Raw genomic sequence first — 22,834 nt, 5'->3', positions numbered from 1 at the left:
CGCATGGGGATCAAGGCGTTCGACCGCGACGACTGGCGCTGGCTCAACGAACCGCGCACGTGGAGCGACCGGGACGGGCTCACCGTCACCAGCGACCCGGAGACCGACTTCTGGCGAACCACCCACTACGGCTACGACCGCGACAGCGGCCACGTCCTCGGCGCGCCGCTGACCGGCGACTTCACCGTCACCGCCTCGTTCACCGCGGACTACGCCGCCCAGTACGACCAGGCCGGCGTCGCGCTGTGGCTCGACGACCGCAACTGGATCAAGGCGGGCGTGGAGCTCGTGGACGACGAGTTCCAGGTGAGCACGGTCGTGACCAGGGACTTCTCCGACTGGTCGGTGGTGCCGGCCGGGCGCGTCGACCGGGTGACGATCGCGGCGGTGCGCGAGGGCGACGCGGTGACCGTCCGCTACGGCGTCGGCGACGCCGAGCCGACGACCCTGCTGCGGCTCGCGTACTTCCCGCCCGAGGTCGAGGTGCTGGTCGGGGTGATGGTCGCGGCGCCGACGGGCCCTGGCTTCACCGTCCGCTTCGACCGGGTGCAGGTCACAACGGCCTAGGGCTTACCGTGGTCACGTGCGGTTGAGGTTCCTGTTGCAGCCCGGATGGCTGGCGTTGACGCTGGCGGTCTGGGTGTTCGCGGGCGCGTGCTTCACGCTGCTGGCGCCGTGGCAGTTCGACCGCGACACCGAGCGCGACGCCCAGAACAACGCGGTCACGTCGTCCCTGCGCACCGACCCGGTGCCGGTCGCCACGCTGCTCGACCGGCCCGCCGCCGAGGTGGAGTGGCGGCGCGTGACGCTGACCGGCCGCTACCTGCCCGAGGGGCAGGCGGTGGCCCGGCTGCGGACCGTGCAGGGTGAGGCGGCGTTCGAGGTGCTGACGCCGTTCCGGCTGGCCGACGGGCCGACGGTGCTGGTCGACCGGGGTTACGTGCGGCCGGTCAACGGCATCAAGGTGCCCGACCTCAAGCCCGTGCCGACCGGTGAGGTGACGCTGGTGGCGCTGGTCCGCCGGGACGAGTCGGACACCCGGGAGGCGTTCCAGGAGGACGCGCACCGGCAGGTGTACTCGGTGAACTCCGCCGTGGTCGGCCGGGCCGCGGGGCTCGAGCTGCGGCCGGGCTACTTCCAGCTCACCGAGGGCCAGCCCGGTGTCGAGGAGTCCCTGCCGCTGCCGAAGCTCGACGCGGGACCGTTCTTCTCCTACGCGTTGCAGTGGATCGCGTTCGGCGCGATGGCGCTGGGCGGCTGGCTGTACTTCACCGTCCGCGAGATCCGGCCCGGCGGCGCGCTGGGCGAGGAGCCGGGCAAGGCGAAGGTCAGGCGCAAGTCCGTCGCCGAACAGCTCGCCGAAGACGAGGCCGCGCCAGCGCGATGAGCGCGGTCACGGCCGCCGCCGACGCGCCGACCACCCGCGACAGCTCCACCGCCCGGGTCACGTGACCCGCGTCGGGGTTGCGGCCGTGCCCGAGCACCGGCCGGTCCTCCGCGCCGTGCGCGTACACCGTGCGCCCGCCGAGCCGGACCTCCAACGCGCCCGCGAACGCCGCCTCGACCTGCCCCGCGTTGGGGCTCGGGTGCGCCGCCGCATCCCGCCGCCAGGTCCGCCACGCCTCGCCCGCGGACCCGCCGACGACCGGCGCGCCGGCCGCCGTGAGCAGCGCGGCCAGCCGGGAGGGCAGCAGGTTCGCCACGTCGTCCAGCCGTGCGGCGGCCCAGCCGAACCGGCGGTAGCGTTCGTTGCGGTGGCCGACCATGGCGTCGAGCGTGTTCGCCGCGCGGTAGCCGAGCAGGCCGGGCACGCCCGCGACCGCGCCCCAGAACAGCGGGGCCACCACGGCGTCGGACGTGTTCTCCGCCACGGACTCGACGGTCGCCTTCGCCAGGCCCATCGTGTCGAGCTTGCGCGGCTCGCGCCCGCACAGGTTGGGCAAACGATTGCGCGCCGCTTCGAGGTCGCCGCCGTCCAGCTCGCGGCCCATCGCGGTGCCCTCGTCGGCCAACGACGACCCGCCGAGCACGATCCAGGTGGCGGCGGCCGTGCTCAGGGCCTCGAAGACCTGGCTGCGCCTGCCGAGCCGCTCGACCGCGAGGCCGGCGAGGACCGTGCCGCCGACGAGCACCGCCGTGTGCGCCACCCCGCCCGCCCGGTGGTCGCGGTACAGCTTGCGCTCCAGCGCCGCCGCCGCCCGACCGAATCCCGCTACCGGGTGATACCTCTCGGGGTCGCCGAACACCGCGTCAGCGGCCACGCCCAGCACCAACCCCACCGCGCGCCCCAGACTCACACGGGCACGGTAGCCCGCACGTGTCGGACCGCCGCATTAGGGTGGCGCACCGTGGAACCAGCCGGCCGCCTCAAGCTCTACGCGTACCTGGACGCCCGTGATCACCAGCGCACGTACCTGGCGATCATGCGGTTGTTCACGTCCACGCTGCTGGCCGACCTGTCGGCGGGCGAGGTCGCGGGCGCGTTGGCGGGCGCCGAGCGGGAGGGCCGGGTCGAGGCGGGCGAGTCGCGCATCGAGAACGTGATCAACCGGCTCCGGCAGCTGGTCGAGTGGGGCAACCTGGTGCAGGGCAGGCGCGAGGTGGTGGCCTCCAGCATCGCCGAGTTCCAGCACGGCAGCGTCCGCTACCAGGTCAGCAAGCTCGCGGTCCGGGTGCAGCGCGACGTGGACGAGCTGCTGCGCGTGCCCGAGGGCGCGCGGGAGGTGTCGCGGGAGCTGCTGCCGGCCGTGGAACGCGGCCTGGACCGGCTCGGGCAGTCGCTGTCGGAGGCGTTGATCAGCGGCGCGCCCCGCTCGCGCGAGGTGCTGGCCGAGCAGGTCACCACGCTGTTCCTCCAGCACGCCGAGCTGGCCGCGACCGTGCGCGACTTCTACGCCTACCTCGGTCAGGTCGTGACGCGGCACCACCTCGCGCCGGAGGAGATCTCCGGGTTCCGCAACCTGCTGGTCGAGTACATCCAGATGGTCGTGGAGGACGTGCTGCGGCACACGCCGGCCATCGCGGACGCCCTGGCCCGGGTCACCTCCGCGCGGTCCGAGCTGCTGCGCCTGCTGGGCCGCGCCGACCTCGGCGACCAGGTCGAACGGGCCCGCGGGCGGTCCGCGGAGGACTGGCAGGACCTGACCGACTGGTTCGTGGACCGGCCGGGGCGGCCGAGCCAGGTGACGGCGTTGCGGGAGGCGACGGCGCGCGCGATCGGGTCGCTGCTGGCGAGCGTGAAGCGGGCGACGTCCGGCGGCGGGCTGCTGCCGAGCCGGCGGGCCGAGCTGCTGAAGCTGGCCGGGTGGTTCGACTCGGGCACGCGTGAGCAGGCGCACGAGCTGTACGCGGCGGCGTTCGGGCTGTACGCGGCGCGGCACGTGTCGCCGGCGCCCGAGCACGACCGGGACAACGAGCGCACGCCGTGGCGCGACGGGCCGGTGGTCGACGTGCAGGTGAGCGTGCGCAGCCGCGGCGATCGAGGCGCGCGCGGGCGGACGTCGCGGATCCTGGACGACCCGATGACCGAGCAGTCGCTGCTGGCCGAGGCGCGGGAGGCCGACGAGCGGCGGGCGGCGTCCGTGGCCGAGCTGGCGGCGGCGGCTCCCCGGCTGTCGTCCACGACGTTGTCCGGTGAGGCGCTCGAGGTGCTGTGCGAGCTGCTGACCCTGGCGATGGCGCAGCGCGACACCGCAGCCGACTCGGGTTCGGCGACCGACCCGGTGCGCGGGCTGCGCGTGACCGTCTCGCACGCCGCCGGGCGTTCCACGCGGATCCGTTCGGCGGCGGGCACGTTGACGCTGCACGACTCGACGTTGGTGCTCGACTGATGTTCGACGACCTCTCCGAGATCGACGCGGCGAACGTGGTGCGCTGCGCCCGCACCCTGCTGCGGCGACCGCTGCTGCGCGCCGACGGGCCGGACGGCGAGCTGTTGACGCTGGTCTACCGGCACCGGGCGGCGTTGCAGGACCTGTTCGCCCGGCAGCTGGGCTACCGGCTCGTGGTGGAACGGCGGTTCGCGCGGCTCTACAAGGCGGGTCCGGGCGCCGACGACTCGCGCGGCGTGCTCGGCATGTCGCCGCGCGGGTACGCGTACGTGGCGCTGACCATGGCGGTGCTGACCGGGATCGGGCGGCAGGCGCTGCTGTCGCGGCTGGTGGCGGACATCCGTGCGGCGGCGGTGGAGGCCGGGCTGACCGTGGTGGACGACGTGGCGGACCGGCGGGCGCTGACGGCGGCGTTGCGGCACCTGGTGTCGCTCGGCGTGCTGCACGAGACCGAGGGCACGGTGGACGTGCAGGCCGAGGCGTTGATCACCATCGACACCGACCTGCTCGGGCAGCTGCTGACCGGGCCGGTCGCGGAGGCGTCGTCGCCGTCCCGGCTGGTGGAGCTGGCGGCCCGGCCCGGTCCGCGCGGCGTCGAGCACGCGGTGCGGCGCAAGCTGGTGGAGAACCCCGTGGTGCTGTACGCGGACCTGCCGCCGGAGCAGGCGGAGTGGTTGCGGCGCAACCAGCGCAAGGAGTCCGCGGTGCTGGAGACGTGCTTCGGCCTGCGCACCGAGTGCCGGGTCGAGGGCGTGCTCGCGGCCGATCCCGAGGACTACCTGACCGACCTGTACTTCCCCGGCACGTCCACGGTGGCGCGGATCGCGTTGCTGGCGCTGCCGGAGCTGCTGGAGGGCGAACCGCGCTCCGACGGGCGGCACGCCGTGGACCGGGGCGAGCTGCGGTCGGTGTGCTCGCGGCTGGTGGAGGACTACCCGACCGCGTGGTCCAAGCAGTTCACCGAAGACCTGGACCGCCTGGTCGACGAGGTGCTGGAGCTGTTGCGCCGCATGGGGTTGGCGGTCGCCTCGGAGGACGGGTGGCTGCTCAACGCCGCCGCGCACCGGTGGCTGCCCTCGCCCGACGGCGACCCCGAACGTGAAGTGGAGCCGGTGGTCGTGCCGGACGTGCCCAGCTGGTCGTTGTTCGATGAGGAGACCGCGTGAACAGGTGGCGGCTGCACAGGGGCGGCATCGTCAACATCTGGCAGTACACCGAGCAGACGTTCGACTTCTCGGGTGGGCGCGCGATCTTCCAGGGCACCAACGGGTCCGGCAAGTCGCGCACGCTGGAGCTGCTGCTGCCGCTGTGCCTGGACGGCGACCTGCGGCAGGTCGGCTCCAAGGGCTTCGACACGGTGTCGCTGCGGCGGCTCATGCTCGATGATTACGACGGCGGGCCGAACCGGATCGGGTACGCGTGGGTCGAGCTGACGCGCGGTGCCGGGGAGTACCTGACCTGCGGGCTGGGCGTGAAGGCGTCCAAGACCTCGCAGGCGATCACCGACTCGTGGCGGTTCATCACCTCGTCGCGGGTGGGTCACGGGCTGACGTTGGTCGGCGCGGACCGCACGCCGCTGGGACCGGCGCAGTTGCGCGACCTGATCGGCGCGGACTGCGTGCTGGAGGAGGCGGCGTTCCGGGCGCGCGTGGCCGAGACCGTGTACGGCGTGCCCGCGCCCCGGTACGGCGACCTGCTGCACCTGCAGCGGACGCTGCGCAACCCGGACGTCGGGTTGAAGGTGCTGGAAGGGCAGCTGGAGCAGATCCTGTCCGACGCGCTGCCGCCGCTGGACCAGGCGATGGTCGAGCAGCTGGCGACGTCGTTCGACGACCTGGAGTCGATCCGGGAGAACATCACGCGGCTGTCGTCGGCGGACGCGGCGCTGGGCACGTTCTTGAAGACCTACTCGGACTACGCGTTCGGCGGGCTGCGCGCGGCGGCGGAGCGGTTGGGCGGCGCCGAGGACGGGGTGCGGAAGCTGGAGCGCGCGTCGGCCCGGCTGGCGGCGTCGTTGGAGGAGGCGCTGGCGGCGCGTGCGGCGGCGGAGCACTCGGTGGCGTCGTTGGAGGCCGGTGAGCAGCAGGCCGAGGAGACCATCGGCGCGCTGAAGGAGCTGCCGGCGTTCCGCGACCTCCAGGACTTGCAGACGCGCGAGAAGCTGGTGGCGGAGAAGCGTTCGTCGGCGGTGGCGGCGCTGGACATGGCGAACAAGCAGCGGGTGCAGGAGGACGGCGCGGTCGACGGCGTGCTGCGGCTGCTGCGGCGGTTGGCCGAGGACCTGGGTTCGGCTCAGGAGCTGGTCGAGCCGCTGCGCCACCACCTGCGCGTGGCCGGTCTCCCCGCGGACACCGTGCCGGACGTGCCGCGGGTGTCGAGTTCGGACGCGGTCGTGCGCACGGAGTCGGTGCGAGCCAAGCCGGACCCGGAAGCCGAGCCGCTGCCGATCGAACGCCGCGTGCCGCCTTCGGCGTCCGTCGACGAGGGGACGTTGGCGGAGGTGGCGGCGCGGACGTCGGAGATCGCTTCGGCGGCGCGGCAGCGCGGTGCGCTGGCGTTGGCGCTGGCGGCGCGGGCGGCCGAGCTGGATGCGGCGCAGCGGAAGGTGGAGGCGCTGCGGCAGACGGCGCGGGACGCGCAGCACGCGGCGACCGAGGCGGCGGCGTTGCGCAACCAGGAGGCGCAGGAACTGGCCGAGGTCGCCCAGGGGTGGTTGGCCGACGTCGAGTCGTGGCGCACCTCCGGCCCCCTGGCCACCTGCCACCCGGACTCACCCCTCCCACTGCCGACCTCCGTCGACCCGGCCACCGCCCGCACCCTGACCACCACCGCCCGCGAGTGGGTGGGTCCCCTGGTCACCGCCGCCAGGGACGACGCGCACCGGTCCGCCGGACGCCGGGCCGACCTGGTCACGTCGATCAACGGCCGGGACGCCGAACTGTCGCGCCTGCGTTCCGGAACGGCCCAAACCCCAACCCGAGGCCGCTTCACCGCGTCCGACCGGGACCAGACCACCGGCGCCCCCTTCTACCGCCTGGTCGACTTCCACCCCACCATCGACGACCGCTCCCGAGCGGGCCTGGAAGCAGCCCTGGAAGCGTCCGGCCTCCTGGACGCCTGGGTAACACAAACGGGTGAACCTGCCCCGAACATGTACGGAAACACTGTTACCACCACTCGGTTGAAAACCAGCGGACCCGCCGAAACCACCCCCGACCGCCCCGACCCAGCCGCCCCCACCACCCCAGCCGACCTCCCCGACCCAGCCGACCTCCCCGACCCGGCCGACCTCCCCGACCCGGCCCACCCCACCGCCTCGGCCCACCTCACCAACCCGACCCACCTCACCAACCCGACCCACCCCGCAGCCACCGCCCACCTCGCACCCCAGCCCGCAGCCGAACCCGACGCGACCGCCGCCCCGACCGACCCCGCACCCACCGCACCTGCCGCAGACCCCACCGCCACCCCGGCCGCACCCGCACCCGCACCGGACGTGCTGGCCGTCCCCGGCACCCCGGTCGACGGCCCGTCCCTGGCCACGGTGCTGATCCCGGCCGTCGAACCGGCCTCACCGGTCCCGGCCGCGGTGGTGGCGGAGCTGCTCGCCTCGGTGTCCCTGCGGACCCTGGCCCCGGCCGGCGCCGCGTTCGCGGTGTCCCCGGACGGCCGCTGGCAGGCGGGCGTGCTGACCGGCGCGTGGCACAAGGACGCGGCGGAGTTCATCGGCGCGGGCGCCCGCGAAGCCGCCCGCCAGCGCCGGATCGCGGAACTCGAGGACGAGCTGGCCACCCTGCGCGCCGATCTCGGCGTGGCGGAAGCCGACCTGGCCGCCGCGCACGGCCTGGTCGAGCAGTGGGAGGCCCACCTCGACCGCTTCCCGGCCGACCGCGAGCTGGTCGCCCGCCACGGCCGCCTCCAGGCCGCCCAGGAATCCGCCGACCGCGCCGCCCGCCGCGCGGAGGAGCTGCGCGACGAGCTCGCCACCGCCCAGGCGCGTGGCGAAGCCGCCGCCGCCGAAGTCGTGCGCCAGGCCGGCGACGCGGGCCTGCCCGCCACCACCGACGGCCTGCACCAGGCCCAGCAGGCGGCGGCCGAGGCGCAGCGCACGGCCGACCGGTTGGGCGACGTCCTGCGCCGCCAGTGCCGCGGCACGGTGGCCGACCTGACCGACGCGGCGCACCGGTACCACGCGGCCGTCGACGATCGGGCCGCGGCGGAGGCGGACGCGGAGGCGCGGTGCGTCGACTACGCGTCGCAGGCGTCCACGTTGGCCGAGCTGACCGACGCGATCGGCGCCGAGGCAAGGGAAATCGCGGACCAACTGTCCACTTTGGAGCGTTCACGGCGCGAGATGCGCGACGAGCTCAAGAGCGTGCGCGAACAAGTCACGTCGGCACGCGAGCAGGCCGCGAAGCTGAACGCCCAACTGGAAACGTCGGCCGAACAGCTCGCCACCGCCCGCGACGCCCTGACCCGCGCGACCGAGCACTTCAAGGCCACCGTGCAGGCGCCCGGCATCCTCGTCGCCGCACTGCCCGACACCCCGGACGACGTCACGTCGGTCCGCACGGCCCTGGCGGCGTCCGACCGGCGCGGCGCGGGCGAGGCCACGGTGATCACCAAGCTCCAGGCGCTCCAGACGTCGCTGGCCGGCAGCCACGACATCGCCGCCGAGCAGCACGTCGGCCTGCTCACCGTCACCGTCACCGGCGAGGAGGGCGCCCGCCCGGTCGCCGTCGCCGCCCGGCAGGTGACCGCGAAACTGGCCGAACAGCGCGGTTTCCTCGACGAGCAGTACCAGAACATCTTCGCCGACTACCTGATCCGCGACCTGGCCGAGTGGCTGCGCGGGCAGATCGCCGTCGCCGAGGACCTGTGCAAGCGGATGAACGAGGTGCTCGGCAAGGCCCGCTCCAGCCAGGGCGTGCACGTGAAGCTGGCGTGGAAGCCGTCGTCGGCGCTGGAGGAGGAGACGCGCGACGCGTTGGCGCTGGTCCGCCTCCCCTACGCGGAACGCGATCCCGAGCAGGACGCCACGCTGCGCCGCGTGTTCACCGAACGCATCGAGGCCGAACGCGACGCGCACACCGGCAACTACGCCGAGATCCTGTCCCGCGCCCTGGACTACCGGACGTGGCACCAGTTCACCGTCACGGTCGCCGACACCGGCCCGGACGGCAACCCGCGGGAACGCAGGCTGCGGCAGCTGTCGTCCGGCGAGACGCGGCTCATCTCGTACGTGACGCTGTTCGCCGCGGCGGCGTCGTTCTACGACGCGGTGAGCGGCGAGTTCTCGCCGTTGCGGCTGGTGCTGCTGGACGAGGCGTTCGAGCGGCTCGACGACCCGACGATCGCACGCATGCTCGGCCTGCTCGTCGACCTCGACATGGACTGGGTGATCACCTGGCCCAGCGGCTGGGGCGTGTCCGACAAGATCCCGCGCATGCACATCTACGACGTGCTGCGCCCCAAGAACGGGCGCGGCGTGGCGTGCACGCAGACCACGTGGGACGGCGCGGCGCTCGACCGGGTCGACCCCTAGGACGTCAGGCGGGGACCCGACGGGCGTCGCGGTAGGCCTGGGCCGCGGCCATCAGGGCGTCGAGCGCGTCACGGGTGCGCAGGAGCTCGTCGATGTGCGCGGAGAGCCGGTCGCGTTCGTCGGCCATGCGCTCCATCGCGGCGTCGGAGTTCTCGTCGCTGGGCGAGTCGACGCACGGCAGCAGCTCGATGATCGTGCGGCTGGACAGCCCGGCCGCGTACAGGCGCTGGACGAAGGCGACCCGCTCGACGTCGGCCTCCGTGTACTGCCGCTGCCCGCCCGCGCTGCGCGTGCTGCTGAGCAGTCCCTGCTCCTCGTAGTACCGCAGCGAACGGACACTGACCCCGGCCCGCGCCGCGAGATCACCGATCCGCATCCGACCCTCCCGACTGTGACACCGGCCGCACGACTTGCCTCTCACGTTGATGTCAGGTTTTAGCGTACCGGTCGGGCCCGTCGCGGCCCTCGACCAGTACGAAGGAGTTCCGGCATGACCACGCTGTTCGACCGCTACCGCCTCGGCGGTCTGGACCTGCCCAACCGGGTCGTGATGGCGCCGATGACCCGGGTCCGGGCCGCGGCCGGCGGTCTCGCGACCCCGTCCATGGCGACCTACTACGCCCAGCGCGCCACAGCCGGGTTGATCGTCTCCGAGGGCGTGCAGCCCAGCCTGATCGGGCAGTCCAACCCGGGCACGCCGGGCCTGCACACCGACGAGCAGGTGGCCGCCTGGCGGCCCGTCACCGACGCCGTGCACGTCAACGGCGGACGCATCTTCGCCCAGCTCATGCACGGCGGCCGGGTCTCGCACCCCGATACCACCGGTTTCCAGCCGGTCGGACCGTCCGCCGTCGCCGCCGTGGGCGACGTGTTCACCCCGAACGGGCCACAACCCGCGCCGGTGCCCCGCGCCCTGGAGACCGCCGAGGTGCCCGAGCACGCCCGTTCGTACGCCGAGGCCGCGCGGCGCGCCGTCGACGCCGGGTTCGACGGCGTCGAGCTGCACGGCGCGAACGGCTACCTGATCTCGCAGTTCCTGTCGTCCAACGCCAACCTGCGCACCGACCGCTACGGCGGCCCGATCACCCACCGCATCCGGTTCGCCGTCGAGGCGGTCGAGGCCACGGTGGACGCCGTCGGCGCGGAGCGCACCGCGATCAGGCTCTCGCCCGGGGCCACGTTCTGGGGCGTCGAAGAGACCGAGGTGCCGGAGCTGTACGCGGCCCTGCTCGCCGAGCTCGCCCGCTTCGACCTCGCCTACGTGCACCTGGAGGCGACCGCCGACGAGGAGGTGCTGATCGGGCTGCGCCGCGCGTGGCCGGGCACCCTGATCATGAACCCGGTGGTCCCGATGGGCCCGAAGCAGGCCGACCGGGCCGCCGCCGACCACTGGCTCGGCCTGGGCGCGGAGCTGATCAGCTTCGGCCGCGCCTTCATCGCCAACCCCGACCTGGTGGAACGGCTCCGCGCCAACCTGCCGATCGCGCCCGTCGACGTCGACACGTACTACCAGGGCGGCGACGCGGGTTACCTCACGTACCCGGCGTACCAGCACGCCGCCTGACCGGTGCGAGCGCCGTCGTCAGACCACGTGACTGGGGGTGCGGCGGCGCACACCACCCGCGGCCAGGAACTGGGCCACCGGCAGCGTCGCCGCGCCGAGCGCGACCGACTCCGGGCCCAGTTCGCACAGGGTGATCGACGCCTGCTCGAACGGTCGGCGCAGGGCGTGGCGGGAGGCCTGGGCGCGGACGTCGTCCAGGATCCGCTCGCCGAGCAGGAGCCCGGCCCAGCCGCCGACGATCACCTGGGACGGGTTGAACAGGTTGATCAGGTTGGCGATGCCGAGGCCCGCGTACCGGGCGGTCTCGGCGAGGACGTCGCGCGCCGCCCGCGAACCGTCCGCGACCAGCGCCGCCAACGCCGCCTCCTGCTCGGCGGGCACGTCCGCCTTCACCGCGCGGTACCGCTGCACCACGGCCGACGCGCCGATGTACGCCTCCAGGCACCCGTGCGCGCCGCAGCGGCACGGGCGGCCGTCCAGCGCGACCGTGGTGTGGCCCCACTCCCCCGCGCCGCCCGACGAACCGCGGTACAGCACGCCGCCGGTGATGACGCTCGCGCCGACGCCCGACCCGATCAACGCGACCACCGCGTCACCCGTGCCGCGGCCCGCGCCGAACCAGACCTCCGCCTGCCCCAACGTGTTCGCGCCGTTGTCCAGGAACAACGGCAGGTCGGTCCCGGTCCGCAGCAGCTGTTCCAGCGCGACGCCCCGCCAGCCGACGGTCTGCGCGTACACCAGCCCGTGCTCGACCTGCCCCGGCACGCCGATGCCGACGCCGAGCACGTCGCCGACCCCGCTGACGGCGAGGCACCGGTCGAGCCCTTCGAGGACCCGCCGCGCCACGTCGTCGACCGAGTGGACGTCCGGCTCCATCGGGAACGTCGCCTCCGCCAGCCGTTGCAGCGTCAGGTCGAACACCTCGACCAGCACGTGCGTCTCGCCGACGTCGACACCCACCACCGCCGCGTGCGCCGGGTCGACGCGCAGCAGCACGCGAGGTCGCCCGCCGTCCGAGTCGACCTGCCCGGCCTCCACCACGACGCCGTCGGTCATGAGCTCGGCGACGACGTTGCTGACCGACGCCTGGCTGAGCCCGGTGGCGCCCGCGAGTTCCTGCCGGCTGCGCGGTTGGTCGAAGTACAGCGCGCGCAACACCCGCGCCCGGTTGCCGGCACGCAGGTCGCGCACGGTCAGCTTGCGGTGCACGGCGACCCCCATCGGGCGAGTTGGACCACGGCCGCCACACGGGCGCGCAGACGTCCCGACGTTAGTCGGTCGCGAACCGCTTGGCGTCCCATTTGCCGTGCGCTTCCAGCAGTTTCCGCCCGATGCGCTGAAGATCGGCGAGGTCTCGGTCACTCAGCGGCGCGGCGAATTCCTCGGCGACCGCGTCCCGGTACGCGGGGGCGCTCGTGGCCGCCAGCACCTGCCGCCCGGCGTCGGTCAGCACGGCGTGGACGACCCGGCGGTTGTCCGGCGGCTGCTCGCGCACGACCCAACCGCGCCGCACCAGCCGTTCGACCAGTCGCGTGACGCCGCTCGGGCTGACCGCGAGCAGGTCGGACAGCTCGGACATGAGCAGCCGGCCGTTCATGTGGATCCGGTACAGCGCCTCGTGCTCCAGCAGCGAGCACCCGGCGACGGCCTCGATCCGCCGTTCCACGGCGACCCGCACGGCGTCCACGCCCTGCTCGACGTACAGCCACGCCAGCAGGGCGTCGCTCGGCTCGCGTCGGCTCACGGTCGCACTCTAGCAAACTCGCTTGACCGGCGAACACTTTCAGAGTCAACCTTTGCTCATGGAACTCACACTCGTCACCGGTGCGACCGGGGCCCAGGGCGGAGCCGTGACCCGCGCTCTCCTGGCCCGCGGCCACCGCGTCCGCGCCCTCACCCGCGCACCGCACAGCGTTGCGGCGCAAGGACTTCGCCGACTCGGCGCCGAACTCGCGCACGGTGACTTCGACGATCCCGCGTCTCTTCGCGCGGCCCTGCGCGGCGTCCGCGCGGTCTTCGTCGTGACGACGCCGTTCGGCAGCGACCCGGGCGGCGAGACCCGTCACGGCATCGCGGTGGTCGACGCGGCGCGGGACGTGGAGCACATCGTGTTCACCTCGGCGTCCAACGCCGACCGCCGCACCGGCATCCCGCACTTCGACAGCAAGCAGCGCATCGAGGAGCACCTGGTCACCGCCGGACCGCGGTGGACGACCCTCGGGCCGGCGGCGTTCATCGACGACAAGTTCGGCGAGTGGACGTTGCGCGGCCTGCGCGAGGGCACGTTCTACCTGCCCATGCCCTCCGACCGCCCGCTGCACCTGGTCGCCGTCCGGGACATCGCCGCCGTCGCCGTGCTGGCCTTGGAGCAACCCGACCGGTTCGCGGGCAGGCGCCTGGACCTGGCCGGCGAGGCCCTCACCCCGGCGGACATGGCGGAGGCCCTGACCAGGGCCACCGGCCACCCGATCCACCACCACTGCCCGCCGTTGGAGGTGGTGGCCCGGTACTCCGCGGACCTCGCGGCGATGTTCGGCTACTTCACCGAGGTGGGCACCGACATCGACCTGCGCCGACTGCACGCCGAGCTGCCGGAGATCACCTGGACCCGGTACGCGGACTTCGTGCGCCTACTGCCCTGGCCCGCCCTGCTCCAGCCCGCCTGACCCACCGACCTGCACCGAACCGCCCGACCCGCGCCGGCCACCCTGCGCGGGCCCAACCTCCACCGGCCCGCCCTGCGCCCGCCCGCCAGCCGCCCTCTGCCGCTCGCCCGACTACGCCAGCCCAACAGGTGCCAGCCGGACCCGCGCCCGCCTGACCCGCGCTTGCCTGCCTGGCCTGCGCTTGCCTGCCTGGCCTGCGCCTATCTGCCTGACCTGCGCTTGCCGGGCTGACCGGCGGGCGGCGTGGCGGTGGGGTGGGACCGGGTCAGCCGGCCGCCACCCAGGACTGGATCATCCGGTAGGCGATGGAGGCGCCCGGCGCGAGCAGCAGGTCGGGCACGCTGCCCGGCTCGGCGAGCGCCTGCCGCACGTCGGCCCGGCTCACCCACCGGGCCTGTGCGATCTCACCGTCCGCGAGCCGCAGCGGCTCGGTCGGGTCGGCCACCGCCTCGAACCCCACCATCAACGACCGCGGGAACGGCCACGGCTGGCTGCCGAGGTAGCGGATGCCGACGACCTCGACGCCGACCTCCTCCTCGATCTCCCGCGCCACGCACGCCTCCAGCGACTCGCCCGCCTCGACGAACCCGGCCAGCACCGAGTACCGACCCTCGGGCCAACCCTCGCCACGGGCGAGCAGCACCTGGTCCGCGCCGTCGTGCACCAGGCAGATCACGGCCGCGTCCGTGCGCGGGTACTCCTCGCGCCCGCACTGCTCGCAGACCCGAGCCCAGCCGGCCTTGATCGACTCGGTCGTCCCGCCGCACACCGCGCAGAACTTCGCCGACCGGTGCCAGTGGAACAACGCCACCGCCGACGTGAACAGGCCCGCGCCGGTGTCGTCCAACAACGCGCCGCACGCCCGCAGGTCGAGCCACTGCGGCTCGTCCGTGAGCTCCGGCCGGACCCACGCCCGGCCGGAGGGCGCGCGGACGTCCGTCTCGTCCTCGGTCAGCGGAACCGCCCAGTACGCCACGCCGTCCTGCTCGCCGAGCAGCACCGCCGTGTCCGGCGGACCGTCGCCGAACTCGGTGGCGGGGCGGTCGACCAGGCGCGAGGCCTGGTCGGCCACCAACGTGCGGCCGTGCGCGTCCACGGTGAGGACGCGCGCCTTCGGCCACAGCAGCGCGAGCTGCTCCGCGTCGCCGCGCAACGGCTCGCGCCGATCCACCGTGAACCGCGACAGGGCGGGCAGTTCCACCAACTCGAAGCTCACGGCAGGGTCACGCCGCCCAACGCCCGCAGCTGCGGGGTCAACGTGTCCGCGTCACCCACCAGCACGCCGGTGAACGACGTCGGCGCGAAGAACTCCAACGCCACCTCGGTGACCTGCTCCACGGTGACCGCCGCCAGCCGGCCGGGGTGCCCGGTGAACCACTCGACGTCCAGCCCGAGCCCGGCGAGGTTCACCAGGAACGACGCCAGCCCGCCCTGCGACGACGTCGCGGTCAGCAGCGACCCGATCGCGTACCGGCGCGCGGTGTCCACCTCGGACTCCGTCGGCGGCACCAGACCGAGCCGGCCCAGTTCGTACCGGGTCTCGAGCAGCGCCGCCGCGGTCACCTCGCTCGCGGTGTCGGCGTCCACCAGCAGCGTCGCGCCGCCCGGCGTGAACTCCGGGTGCGACCGCGCGCTGTAGGTGTAGCCCTTGTCCTCGCGGATGTTCTCCACCAGCCGGGACGAGAAGAACCCGCCGAACACCAGGTTCGCCAGCTGCAACGCCGGGTACCGGTCGTCGGTGCGCTCCAGCCCGCGCCCGGCGAGCCGGATCTGGGACTGCACGGCGCCGGGACGGTGCACGAACAGCACGTCACCACCCCGCACGGGCGGCAGCGGCGACAACGACACCGCGGTGCCCTCGCCGGTCCACCCGCCCAGCGCGCCCTCGACCGCGCGCACCGCCGCGTCGGGCGCCACGTCGCCCACCACGACGATCACCGAACCGCGCGGCAGCACGGCCGACGAGTGCAGCGCCAGCACGTCGTCCCGCGTCACCGCCTCGACCTCGTCCGCCTCGGGCATCTCCTTGGCGAACGGGTGGTCGCCGTACAGGTGGCGCTGCAACGCCTCCCGCGCGATCACGTTCGGCTGCGACCGCGCCAACCGGATCCGCTCCACCAACCGCGCGCGTTCCCGCTCGACCTCGTCGGCCGGGTAGGTCGCGCCGGTCAGCACGTCCCGCAGCACGTCCAGCACGGTCTCGAAACCGGACACCAGCGCGTTGCCCGAGAACGCCAGCCGCTCCGGGTCGACCACCGCGTCCAGCTCGCCGCCGACCAGGGCCAGCTCGGTGTCCACGTCCACCCGGCTGCGGGTGGCGGTGCCGGTCAGGATCGTGTTCGCCAGCACCTCGGCCCGGGCCGCGTGCGTCGAGCCGACGCTGCTCGCCGCCGGGTCGCCGAACGGGATCCGCAGCCGCACCTCCACCAGCGGCACCGAGTCCCGGCGCACGGCCAGCACCCGCAGGCCGTTGGCCAGCGTGGTGTCGACCGTGTCCAGGTCCGCCGCCGCCCGCTGCTCGCCCAGCTCCGGGAACGGGCGAGGCCCTAGCTCCGTACGACCGATCTCGTCGGCGCTGCGGTGCTTGGTCGGGGCGCTCACTCGGTACCTCCGTCGGCGGGGTTGAGGATCAGGACGGCGCGCGAGTCGGGCCGCAACGCCTTGGCCGCCGCGGCGACCTCGTCGGTGGTGATGCCGGCCAGCTTCTCCGGCAGCTCGTACAGCAGCTCCGCCCGCCCGAACAGCAGCTCGGCCGACCCGAGCCCCAGGGTCCGGCTGGTGAGCCGGTCGTGCTCGCGGTGCATGGTCGACACCCAGCGGGCGGTGACCTTCGCCAGCTCCTGCTCCGTCGGCCCTTCCTCGGCCAACCGCAGCAGCTCCTCGTCCACCGCCGCGAGCACCTGCTCGGAGGTGACCTCCGCCGGGTGGATCGCGGTGATGCTGAACGTGTCGGGGTCGCGCGCCTCCAGCGGCCCGAACAGACCGCACCCGGCGCCGACGTCGACCACGATCGCGTCGCGGTGCACCAGCCGCTGCTGCAGCCGCGACCCGTCGCCGTCGGTGAGCACACCGGCCAGGACCAGGTACGCGAGGTAGCCGTCGACCTCGTTCACCGGGTCCGGGATGCGGTAGCCCACGGCGATGGCGGGCATCGGCGCGTGCTTGTCGGTGTGCTCGGCCCGCAGCTCGCCCTTCGGCGCGGCCTCGGCGAACGACGGCCGGGCCGGCACCGGACGGGCGGGCACGTCACCGAAGTGCTTCTCGACGAGCGCCTTCGCCCCCTCGGGGTCGAAGTCGCCCGCCACCGTCAGCACGGCGTTGCCCGGCGCGTAGTAGGTGTCGAAGAACGCGGCGCAATCGTCCACGGTGGCGTTCTCGAGATCGGTGAAGTCGCCGTAGCCGTTGTGCGCGTTGGGGAAGGTCTGGAACAGGACCGGCGGCAGGAGGATCCAGGGGAACCCGCCGTACGGTCGGTTGAGCACGTTGAGCCTGATCTCCTCCTTCACGACGTCGATCTGGTTGCGCAGGTTCTCCTCGGTGATCTTCGGCGCCCGCATGCGGTCCGCCTCGAGGAACAGAGCCCGCTCCAGCGCCGCCGACGGCAGCACTTCGTAGTAGTCGGTGTAGTCGGGGTGGGTCGACCCGTTGAACGTGCCGCCCGAGGACTGCACGTGCCGGAAGTGGGCCAGCTTCTCCAGGCTCTCGCTGCCCTGGAACATGAGGTGCTCGAAGAGGTGGGCGAACCCCGTCCGCCCCTCGGGCTCGGAGCGGAAACCCACGTCGTAGTGCACGCTCACCCCGACGACCGGGGCGCTGCGGTCGGGTGCGAGCACCACCCGCAGACCGTTGGGAAGCGTGAACCTGTGCAGTTCGGGTAGCGCCATGAACGCAGCCTACGGGTTCACACCACCGCCGGGCTCGATGGTCGCCCACCCACCGAAGCATCCCGCTACGCCCAGCGCGAACCGACCGGGTTCCGACCGGCTCACCAGCGACTCGACCGACGATCCGGAGCCGGGCACGCGCCCGCGCCGGTCCGGACCACCACCTGTCTCAGCAGGCCGCCCACCCGGTGGAGCCGGCGCGTGTGGACACCGGGTCGGCCGCGGCCTCGACCCCCGTGGACCTTCGCCCGCCGCCCGCGGGTCTGGTTCGGGGATGACTCCAGTGTCGAACCTGTGTTCGAGATGTGCAAGATCACTTTCGGGTGAACGTCAGCCCCGCAGCGACCGCAGGTGACCCGCCTGCGCCAGCACGCCGTCCACCGCGCCCAGGAACGTCGGGAACCGCTGCGCGAACCGCCGCAGGTCACCGCCCTGCTCCGCCTCGCCGAACCAGTACAGCCCCGGCCGCGTGCCGGCGAACGTGGCCAGCCACCGCTCGGTCTCCCCCAGCACCACCGCGTACGGCAACGACCGCGAGAACACCATCTCCCGATCGGACTCCGGGATGTCCTGAGGCGTCGCCGTGTGCAGGTACCCGCGCAACCCGCGCACGTGCTCCAACAACACGCTGCCGCGCTTGGTCCGCGCGGGCATGGTGCGCGCGCCCACCGCCAACGCCACCCCCGCGACCACGACCACCAGCCCGAACAACGCCGCCCCGCCGACCAGCGCCAACACCACCGTCAGCACCGCGCCCAGCACCGCGACCCCGACACCGGCCCACCACCACAGGTTGCGCTCCGCGTCCGGTCTGCGCGCGAACCAGTTCTTCGCCACCACGTCCGCGTACAGCGCGTCCCGCACGCGAGACAGGTCGATCCGCCTGCCGCGCAGCTCCGACAGCGACACCGCGTCCACACCGTCGGGCAACAACGCCTCGTACACCGCGCGTTCGTACGCCGACAGCGCCGGGTCGGCCGGGTTGCGCCGCACGAACCGCCAGTCGTGCCCGTCGACCTCTTCGATCCAGACGTAGTTGCGCACCGCGAGGTCCACGATCGTCGCGGTCACGTCGACCACATCCACGTGCTCGTCCACCACGGTCCCCACCTGGCCGGGCAGCACGCCGTCCGGCGAGGCGAACGCCACCCGCCCGGAACCGTCGCTGACCAGCACGTTCACCGGCCCGACCTCACCGGCCAGCGCCCGCGCGTCACGGCCGCGGAGGTACCACAACAACAACCCGCCGCCCAGCAGCAGCACGACGAGCCCACCGAGCCCGGCGCCGGTGAGGGGGGTCAACGCGAACGCCGCCGCCAGCCCGGACGACTCCTCCACGCGCGCGTTGGCGGGAGCCGCGCCCTCCTCCAACCCGACCGTCACGTCGACCCGCTCGCCGGCGGCCAGGCCGATCTCGGTCACCCGCACGCCGCGCCCGTCGCCCAGGTCCGCGCTGGTGCACGGCTTGGACGTGCCCGGCTCGCCGGCCAGGCAGTTCACCGACCGCGGCGCGTCCGGCGTGATCACGGAGGCCTTCACCGAGTCGAGCGGGGTGTCCCAGCCGCTCGCGGGCTGCCAGCGCAGCTCCAGCGTGTCGCCGATCTTGGCGACGGCGCCGACCACGGAGTACTTGACGGTGGACGTGCCCGCTTGGAGTGCGATCGTGAGCTCGTCGTCGGATGCCGTGGCCGTGCCGTTGCCGTCCACCGCCGCGTCGCCGACCTGGAACACCCGTTCGCGATCCGCGGAGACCGGCACGCGCAGCGGGACGACCCGCGTCGCGGTCCTGCCCTCGGGAACGGTGACCACCTCGGTCACGGTCAGCCTGCCGTCGCGCTCCAGTTTGAGCCGCACGTCCGCGCCGACCGTCCCGGGCAGTCCGGCCGTGTCGCTCGGCTGCGCCGTCGCCGTGCCCACGCCCGCGCACAGCGCGACCGCGCAGATGGCCGCCGCTCCCCAGTTTTTCAACACGGCCGCGGAGAATAGCGGAGTTCCCCTAAGCTCTTGTGCTGATTCGGGCATCCGCGATATGGGGGACCACCAGCGATGACGCAACCACCGCCGCCGGGTGGCTGGCCGCCGCCACGACCGGTTGGGCCGCCGCCGATGCCCGCCCCGCTCCACCCACAACAGCCCCAGCAGTGGCCCGCCCAGCAGCCGCCGCCACCGCCGTCCTGGCCCGGGCAGGCGCCCGCCATGCCGCCGCCGATGACCCCGCGGCAGATGCCGCCCATGGCCCCGCCGCAGCCGCCGCCGGTCAACTGGGGCCCGCCGCCCGGACCGCCCCAGGGCTGGGGCCCGGCCCCGATGCCGTACCCGCCGCTGCCGCGGCAGAAGAGCAAGGGCCCCCTGGTGGCCGCGCTGGTCGTCGGCTTCCTCGTGCTGGGCGTGGCCACGATCGGCCTCGTGGCTGCGAACAGCGGCTCCAAGAAGACGAGCGACTCGGCCAACGCCGGGTACGACAGCTACACGTACACGCCCGAACCCACCACCACCACGACGACCACGACGACGACGTCCACGACCTCGAGCAGCAAGCGGACCACGTCGACCAGCACGCCGAAGGCCGGCCCGAAAGCCGTCATCGCGCTGGGTGACAACCCGATCCACGCGGCGGGCCTCGGCGCGTTCAACATCGGCGGCTGCCCCCTGCCGGCGATGGACTACTCGCCCGCCGGCCAGGACCGCTTCCTCAGGGCGTCGCTGCCGTGCATCGAGGCGATGTGGAAGCCGTCGTTCGAGCGGGCGAACCTGCCTTACCAGCCGGTAGAGCTGGTCATGGTGACGTCCCAGATCACCAACACGTGCGGCTCCATGGGCCCGGACCGCACGGCCATGTACTGCGACGGCACCATCTACTGGACGCCGAACCACTACGCGAACGAACAGGGTGCGGCGAACCCCAACCACCCGGGCAAGTACCTGGGCCAGCTCGCGCACGAGTACGGCCACCACGTCCAGTGGCTCTCCGGCATCCTGCGGGCGTCCGGCCAGGCCCAGTACGAGAAGGGCGGCTGGGACACCCCCGAGGGCCTCGACCTGAACCGGCGCAAGGAGCTGCAGGCCACGTGCTTCGGCGGGATGACGCTCGCGCCGCTGTCGCACGGCGCGGTGCCCGCCGACGTCATCTCGGTGGCGCTGACGGACGCGGGTAACCGGGGCGACTACCCGATCTACCCCAACCGGGACCACGGCGCGCCCGAGCGGAACGCCGCGTGGGTCAACCACGGGTTCAAAAACAACGAGACGAGCGCGTGCAACACTTGGGTGGCGAGCGCGGCGGACGTCAGCTGACCCGACTGGAGGACCGTGCACACGCCCGAGGAGCCCCCCAAGAACAACCCGATCGTCCTCATCGGCGTGTTCTCGTTGATCGTGTTGTGCGTGTTGGGCCTCGGCGGCATCACGCAGCTCGAGACGTCCCGACGGATCAACGGCCGTGCGGTGGCCGCGCCGGGCGTGACGGTCGTGCAGTCCACGGAGACGGAGGCCCCGCGGCCGCGTGCCGTGCACCGGCTGGCCGACCACCCGTTGCTCACCGCGCCCGTTCGGCTGCCCGCGGTGACGTGCGCGTTGCCGGGGTTCGGGGTGTCGGACGCGGAGCTGTCGGCGTACTACAAGGCCGGTGTGGTGTGCCTGGACCAGGCGTGGCGGCCGGTGCTGGAGCAGGCGAACCTGCCGTTCGACACGCCCGCGCTGGACACGTCGCCCGACCTGACCGAGGGGCCGTGCGGCTCGGCGCCCGCGGAGAGCGAGGCGGTCGCGTACTACTGCGGTCGCAACAGGACCATCTACATGCCCACGCGGCGGCTGCGTGACAACGGCGGCGGCGAGCGCGCGGGGTCGCACCTGGCGACGTTGGCGCACGAGTACGGGCACCACGTGCAGGCGTTGACGGGGATGCTGCGCGCGGCGGACACCAAGATCGTCGACGCGGGCGAGGAGACGCCGGCGGGGCTGGAGATGTCGCGGCGGATCGAGCTGCAGGCCAACTGCTTCGCCGGGATGTTCCTGGTGGCGGCGTCCGGGTCGATCGGGTCCGGGTTGGCGCAGGAGGCGGCGGACGACTTCCAGTACGCCGTGGAGGAGCCGCCGGAGAAGAACGCCCACGGCAGCCCTGACAACCAGTCCGAATGGGCGTCGCAGGGCTACACGACGGGCGTGACGTCGTCGTGCAACACCTATGCGGCCCCGGCGGCGGCCGTCGGCTGAGAACGCCTGGTCAGCAGGTAGGCGTAGAGGCCGCCGGCGAGGCCGCTCAGGCACATCAGCAACGTGGTCAGCCTGACGTCGAACGGCATGCCGACGGGCGTGCTGGCGGCCGCCTGGACGGTGAACTCGCCGCTGGTGTCGGCGGGGACGACGACTTCGACGACCTCGTCCTGCTGATGGCCGCAGCCGTCGAGCTTGGCGGTGTGCGTCCGGTCACCGATCGTCAGTTCGACCCGGTCGTAGGCCTCCGCGTCGCCGCAGGAGGCCGGTGCGACGACGGTGGCGGCGGTCCGCTGGACCTCGGCGGACGTGCGCGGCCACCACAACGCGACCGCTGCCGCGACGGCCACCAGGCCCACGACCAGCAGCACCAGCGCCCACCTGACCGGGCTTCGCGGAACCGCCACAGCGTGGATGGTCGCAGACGGGGAGGCCGGTTGTCGTGGGGGCCGGTGGCTCCGCCGCCCGTTCAAACATCACCTGATCGTGATCTTGCACACCCTCGAACTGTTGTTCGACACTAGAGCCATGCCTCACTCGACGAAACTTCCGGAACCCGTTCGACCACGAGCACTTCGCCGGATGCCGCACCGCGCACCGCGACGGGATCTGCATCCCTGGACCCGGGTGCCGCGCCGGAGAGGTCCAGGGTCCTGGTGGAGCTCTCGAACTCGGCCACCGTCGGGCACCCGCCGACCGACACGGTCACCGTGCCGGGTGCGTGCGCCGACCTGAGCAACTCCTGACGCCTCGGCCAGCCGTGCCCGGCACCGCCCGCGCCCGCCCACGGGACCGCGTCACCGCCCAGCACCCGGCGTTCGGTCTCGCGCTCCACGGGTGGCACGACCGCCGGGGCCGCGCTCAACCCCGTCAGCAGACGAGCCACCCGCCCGGGTCACCACCCCAGCCACGACGAGGCCGACCCAGCCGCCCCTGAGCCGCCCCCGTCCTGTCCCCTGTTGTCCCTGGCCCTATTGCTCTTGTCCCGTATCGCCTGTGTCCGTGTCCACATCGGATCAGCCATTCGCATCCCGAGCCGCACTGGTCGCCGCACCGGCGACGACCCGAGGTGGCACCGGGATCCGCAGACGGCCGGTCTCTCCCATCCGCGCCCACGGAGAGGCCGGCCCCGA

19 protein-coding genes are annotated in these 22,834 nt (G+C 73.3%); 9 read left to right on the top strand and 10 right to left on the bottom strand.

The window, feature by feature from the left end; all coding sequences use genetic code 11:
* Positions 1-3 precede the first annotated feature (3 nt).
* Entirely contained in the window at positions 4-567 is a 564-nt protein-coding gene (locus tag AB0I91_RS09780) for a DUF1349 domain-containing protein (RefSeq protein ID WP_499610096.1), read from the top strand.
* Between the two features lie 16 nt (positions 568-583).
* Positions 584-1,387 (top strand): SURF1 family cytochrome oxidase biogenesis protein, encoded by an 804-nt coding sequence (locus tag AB0I91_RS09775; protein ID WP_498774521.1) that lies wholly within the window; start codon positions 584-586, stop codon positions 1,385-1,387.
* Here AB0I91_RS09775 and AB0I91_RS09770 read toward each other — a convergent pair.
* On the bottom strand, positions 1,329-2,297 hold the full coding sequence (locus AB0I91_RS09770) for a cobalamin biosynthesis protein (protein ID WP_498774519.1): 969 nt from the start codon (positions 2,295-2,297) through the stop codon (positions 1,329-1,331). The two genes, AB0I91_RS09775 and AB0I91_RS09770, sit on opposite strands and share 59 nt — an antisense overlap.
* A gap of 51 nt (positions 2,298-2,348) precedes the next feature.
* Here AB0I91_RS09770 and AB0I91_RS09765 point away from each other — a divergent pair, with 51 nt between their 5' ends.
* The 3 genes from AB0I91_RS09765 to AB0I91_RS09755 are packed head-to-tail and all read left to right on the top strand — an operon-like array spanning position 2,349 to position 9,375.
* Positions 2,349-3,830, top strand: coding sequence for a DUF2397 domain-containing protein (locus tag AB0I91_RS09765; protein ID WP_499610102.1), 1,482 nt, complete (start codon positions 2,349-2,351; stop codon positions 3,828-3,830).
* Positions 3,830-4,996, top strand: coding sequence for a TIGR02678 family protein (locus AB0I91_RS09760; protein WP_499610104.1), 1,167 nt, complete (start codon positions 3,830-3,832; stop codon positions 4,994-4,996). The genes AB0I91_RS09765 and AB0I91_RS09760 overlap by 1 nt, the downstream gene beginning before the upstream one ends.
* Positions 4,993-9,375 carry an SbcC/MukB-like Walker B domain-containing protein gene (locus AB0I91_RS09755; protein ID WP_499636324.1) on the top strand — a complete coding sequence of 1,461 codons (4,383 nt, stop codon included), beginning with the start codon at positions 4,993-4,995 and terminating at the stop codon, positions 9,373-9,375. The genes AB0I91_RS09760 and AB0I91_RS09755 overlap by 4 nt, the downstream gene beginning before the upstream one ends.
* A gap of 4 nt (positions 9,376-9,379) precedes the next feature.
* On the opposite strand, the gene AB0I91_RS09750 is transcribed toward AB0I91_RS09755, so the two are convergent.
* Positions 9,380-9,751 (bottom strand): MerR family transcriptional regulator, encoded by a 372-nt coding sequence (locus tag AB0I91_RS09750; protein WP_498774511.1) that lies wholly within the window; start codon positions 9,749-9,751, stop codon positions 9,380-9,382.
* A 114-nt stretch (positions 9,752-9,865) separates the two neighbouring features.
* Here AB0I91_RS09750 and AB0I91_RS09745 point away from each other — a divergent pair, with 114 nt between their 5' ends.
* Positions 9,866-10,939, top strand: a complete 1,074-nt coding sequence (locus tag AB0I91_RS09745) for an alkene reductase (protein WP_499610109.1) — start codon at positions 9,866-9,868, stop codon at positions 10,937-10,939.
* Positions 10,940-10,957: 18 nt separating this feature from the next.
* On the opposite strand, the gene AB0I91_RS09740 is transcribed toward AB0I91_RS09745, so the two are convergent.
* Positions 10,958-12,160, bottom strand: a complete 1,203-nt coding sequence (locus tag AB0I91_RS09740; protein WP_499636322.1) for an ROK family transcriptional regulator — start codon at positions 12,158-12,160, stop codon at positions 10,958-10,960.
* Positions 12,161-12,209: 49 nt separating this feature from the next.
* Positions 12,210-12,683, bottom strand: a complete 474-nt coding sequence (locus tag AB0I91_RS09735; protein WP_499636320.1) for a MarR family winged helix-turn-helix transcriptional regulator — start codon at positions 12,681-12,683, stop codon at positions 12,210-12,212.
* A gap of 58 nt (positions 12,684-12,741) precedes the next feature.
* On the opposite strand from AB0I91_RS09735, the gene AB0I91_RS09730 reads away from it, so the two are divergent.
* Positions 12,742-13,605, top strand: coding sequence for an NmrA/HSCARG family protein (locus tag AB0I91_RS09730; protein WP_499610113.1), 864 nt, complete (start codon positions 12,742-12,744; stop codon positions 13,603-13,605).
* A 265-nt stretch (positions 13,606-13,870) separates the two neighbouring features.
* On the opposite strand, the gene nudC is transcribed toward AB0I91_RS09730, so the two are convergent.
* The 4 genes from nudC to AB0I91_RS09710 all read right to left on the bottom strand — a co-directional run bounded on the left by nudC (position 13,871) and on the right by AB0I91_RS09710 (position 19,460).
* Entirely contained in the window at positions 13,871-14,821 is a 951-nt protein-coding gene (gene nudC / locus AB0I91_RS09725) for an NAD(+) diphosphatase (protein WP_498774501.1), read from the bottom strand.
* Positions 14,818-16,206: a M16 family metallopeptidase gene (locus AB0I91_RS09720; protein ID WP_498774499.1), complete on the bottom strand. Its 1,389-nt coding sequence runs from the start codon at positions 16,204-16,206 to the stop codon at positions 14,818-14,820. Before AB0I91_RS09720 ends, nudC begins: the two co-directional genes overlap by 4 nt.
* Positions 16,203-17,489, bottom strand: coding sequence for a M16 family metallopeptidase (locus AB0I91_RS09715; protein WP_498774497.1), 1,287 nt, complete (start codon positions 17,487-17,489; stop codon positions 16,203-16,205). The genes AB0I91_RS09720 and AB0I91_RS09715 overlap by 4 nt, the downstream gene beginning before the upstream one ends.
* Before the next feature lie 330 nt (positions 17,490-17,819).
* Positions 17,820-19,460 carry a DUF2207 domain-containing protein gene (locus tag AB0I91_RS09710; RefSeq protein ID WP_499636318.1) on the bottom strand — a complete coding sequence of 547 codons (1,641 nt, stop codon included), beginning with the start codon at positions 19,458-19,460 and terminating at the stop codon, positions 17,820-17,822.
* Between the two features lie 135 nt (positions 19,461-19,595).
* Between AB0I91_RS09710 and AB0I91_RS09705 the strand changes: the two genes are divergently transcribed.
* A complete protein-coding gene (locus AB0I91_RS09705) occupies positions 19,596-20,783 on the top strand; it encodes a neutral zinc metallopeptidase (RefSeq protein WP_498774493.1) in 1,188 nt (395 codons plus the stop codon).
* A 15-nt stretch (positions 20,784-20,798) separates the two neighbouring features.
* Entirely contained in the window at positions 20,799-21,701 is a 903-nt protein-coding gene (locus tag AB0I91_RS09700) for a neutral zinc metallopeptidase (protein ID WP_498774491.1), read from the top strand.
* On the opposite strand, the gene AB0I91_RS09695 is transcribed toward AB0I91_RS09700, so the two are convergent.
* On the bottom strand, positions 21,671-22,108 hold the full coding sequence (locus AB0I91_RS09695) for a hypothetical protein (RefSeq protein ID WP_499636316.1): 438 nt from the start codon (positions 22,106-22,108) through the stop codon (positions 21,671-21,673). The two genes, AB0I91_RS09700 and AB0I91_RS09695, sit on opposite strands and share 31 nt — an antisense overlap.
* A 113-nt stretch (positions 22,109-22,221) precedes the next feature.
* Positions 22,222-22,587 carry a hypothetical protein gene (locus tag AB0I91_RS09690; RefSeq protein ID WP_499636314.1) on the bottom strand — a complete coding sequence of 122 codons (366 nt, stop codon included), beginning with the start codon at positions 22,585-22,587 and terminating at the stop codon, positions 22,222-22,224.
* Positions 22,588-22,834 lie beyond the last annotated feature (247 nt).

Origin of the sequence: Actinosynnema sp. NPDC049800, from assembly GCF_040656635.1 — a bacterium.
In the GTDB taxonomy this organism is placed as follows: Bacteria; Actinomycetota; Actinomycetes; order Mycobacteriales; family Pseudonocardiaceae; genus Actinosynnema.
The sequence above is the reverse complement of the archived record's forward strand: the minus strand, read 5'-3'. Positions and strand labels throughout refer to the sequence as shown.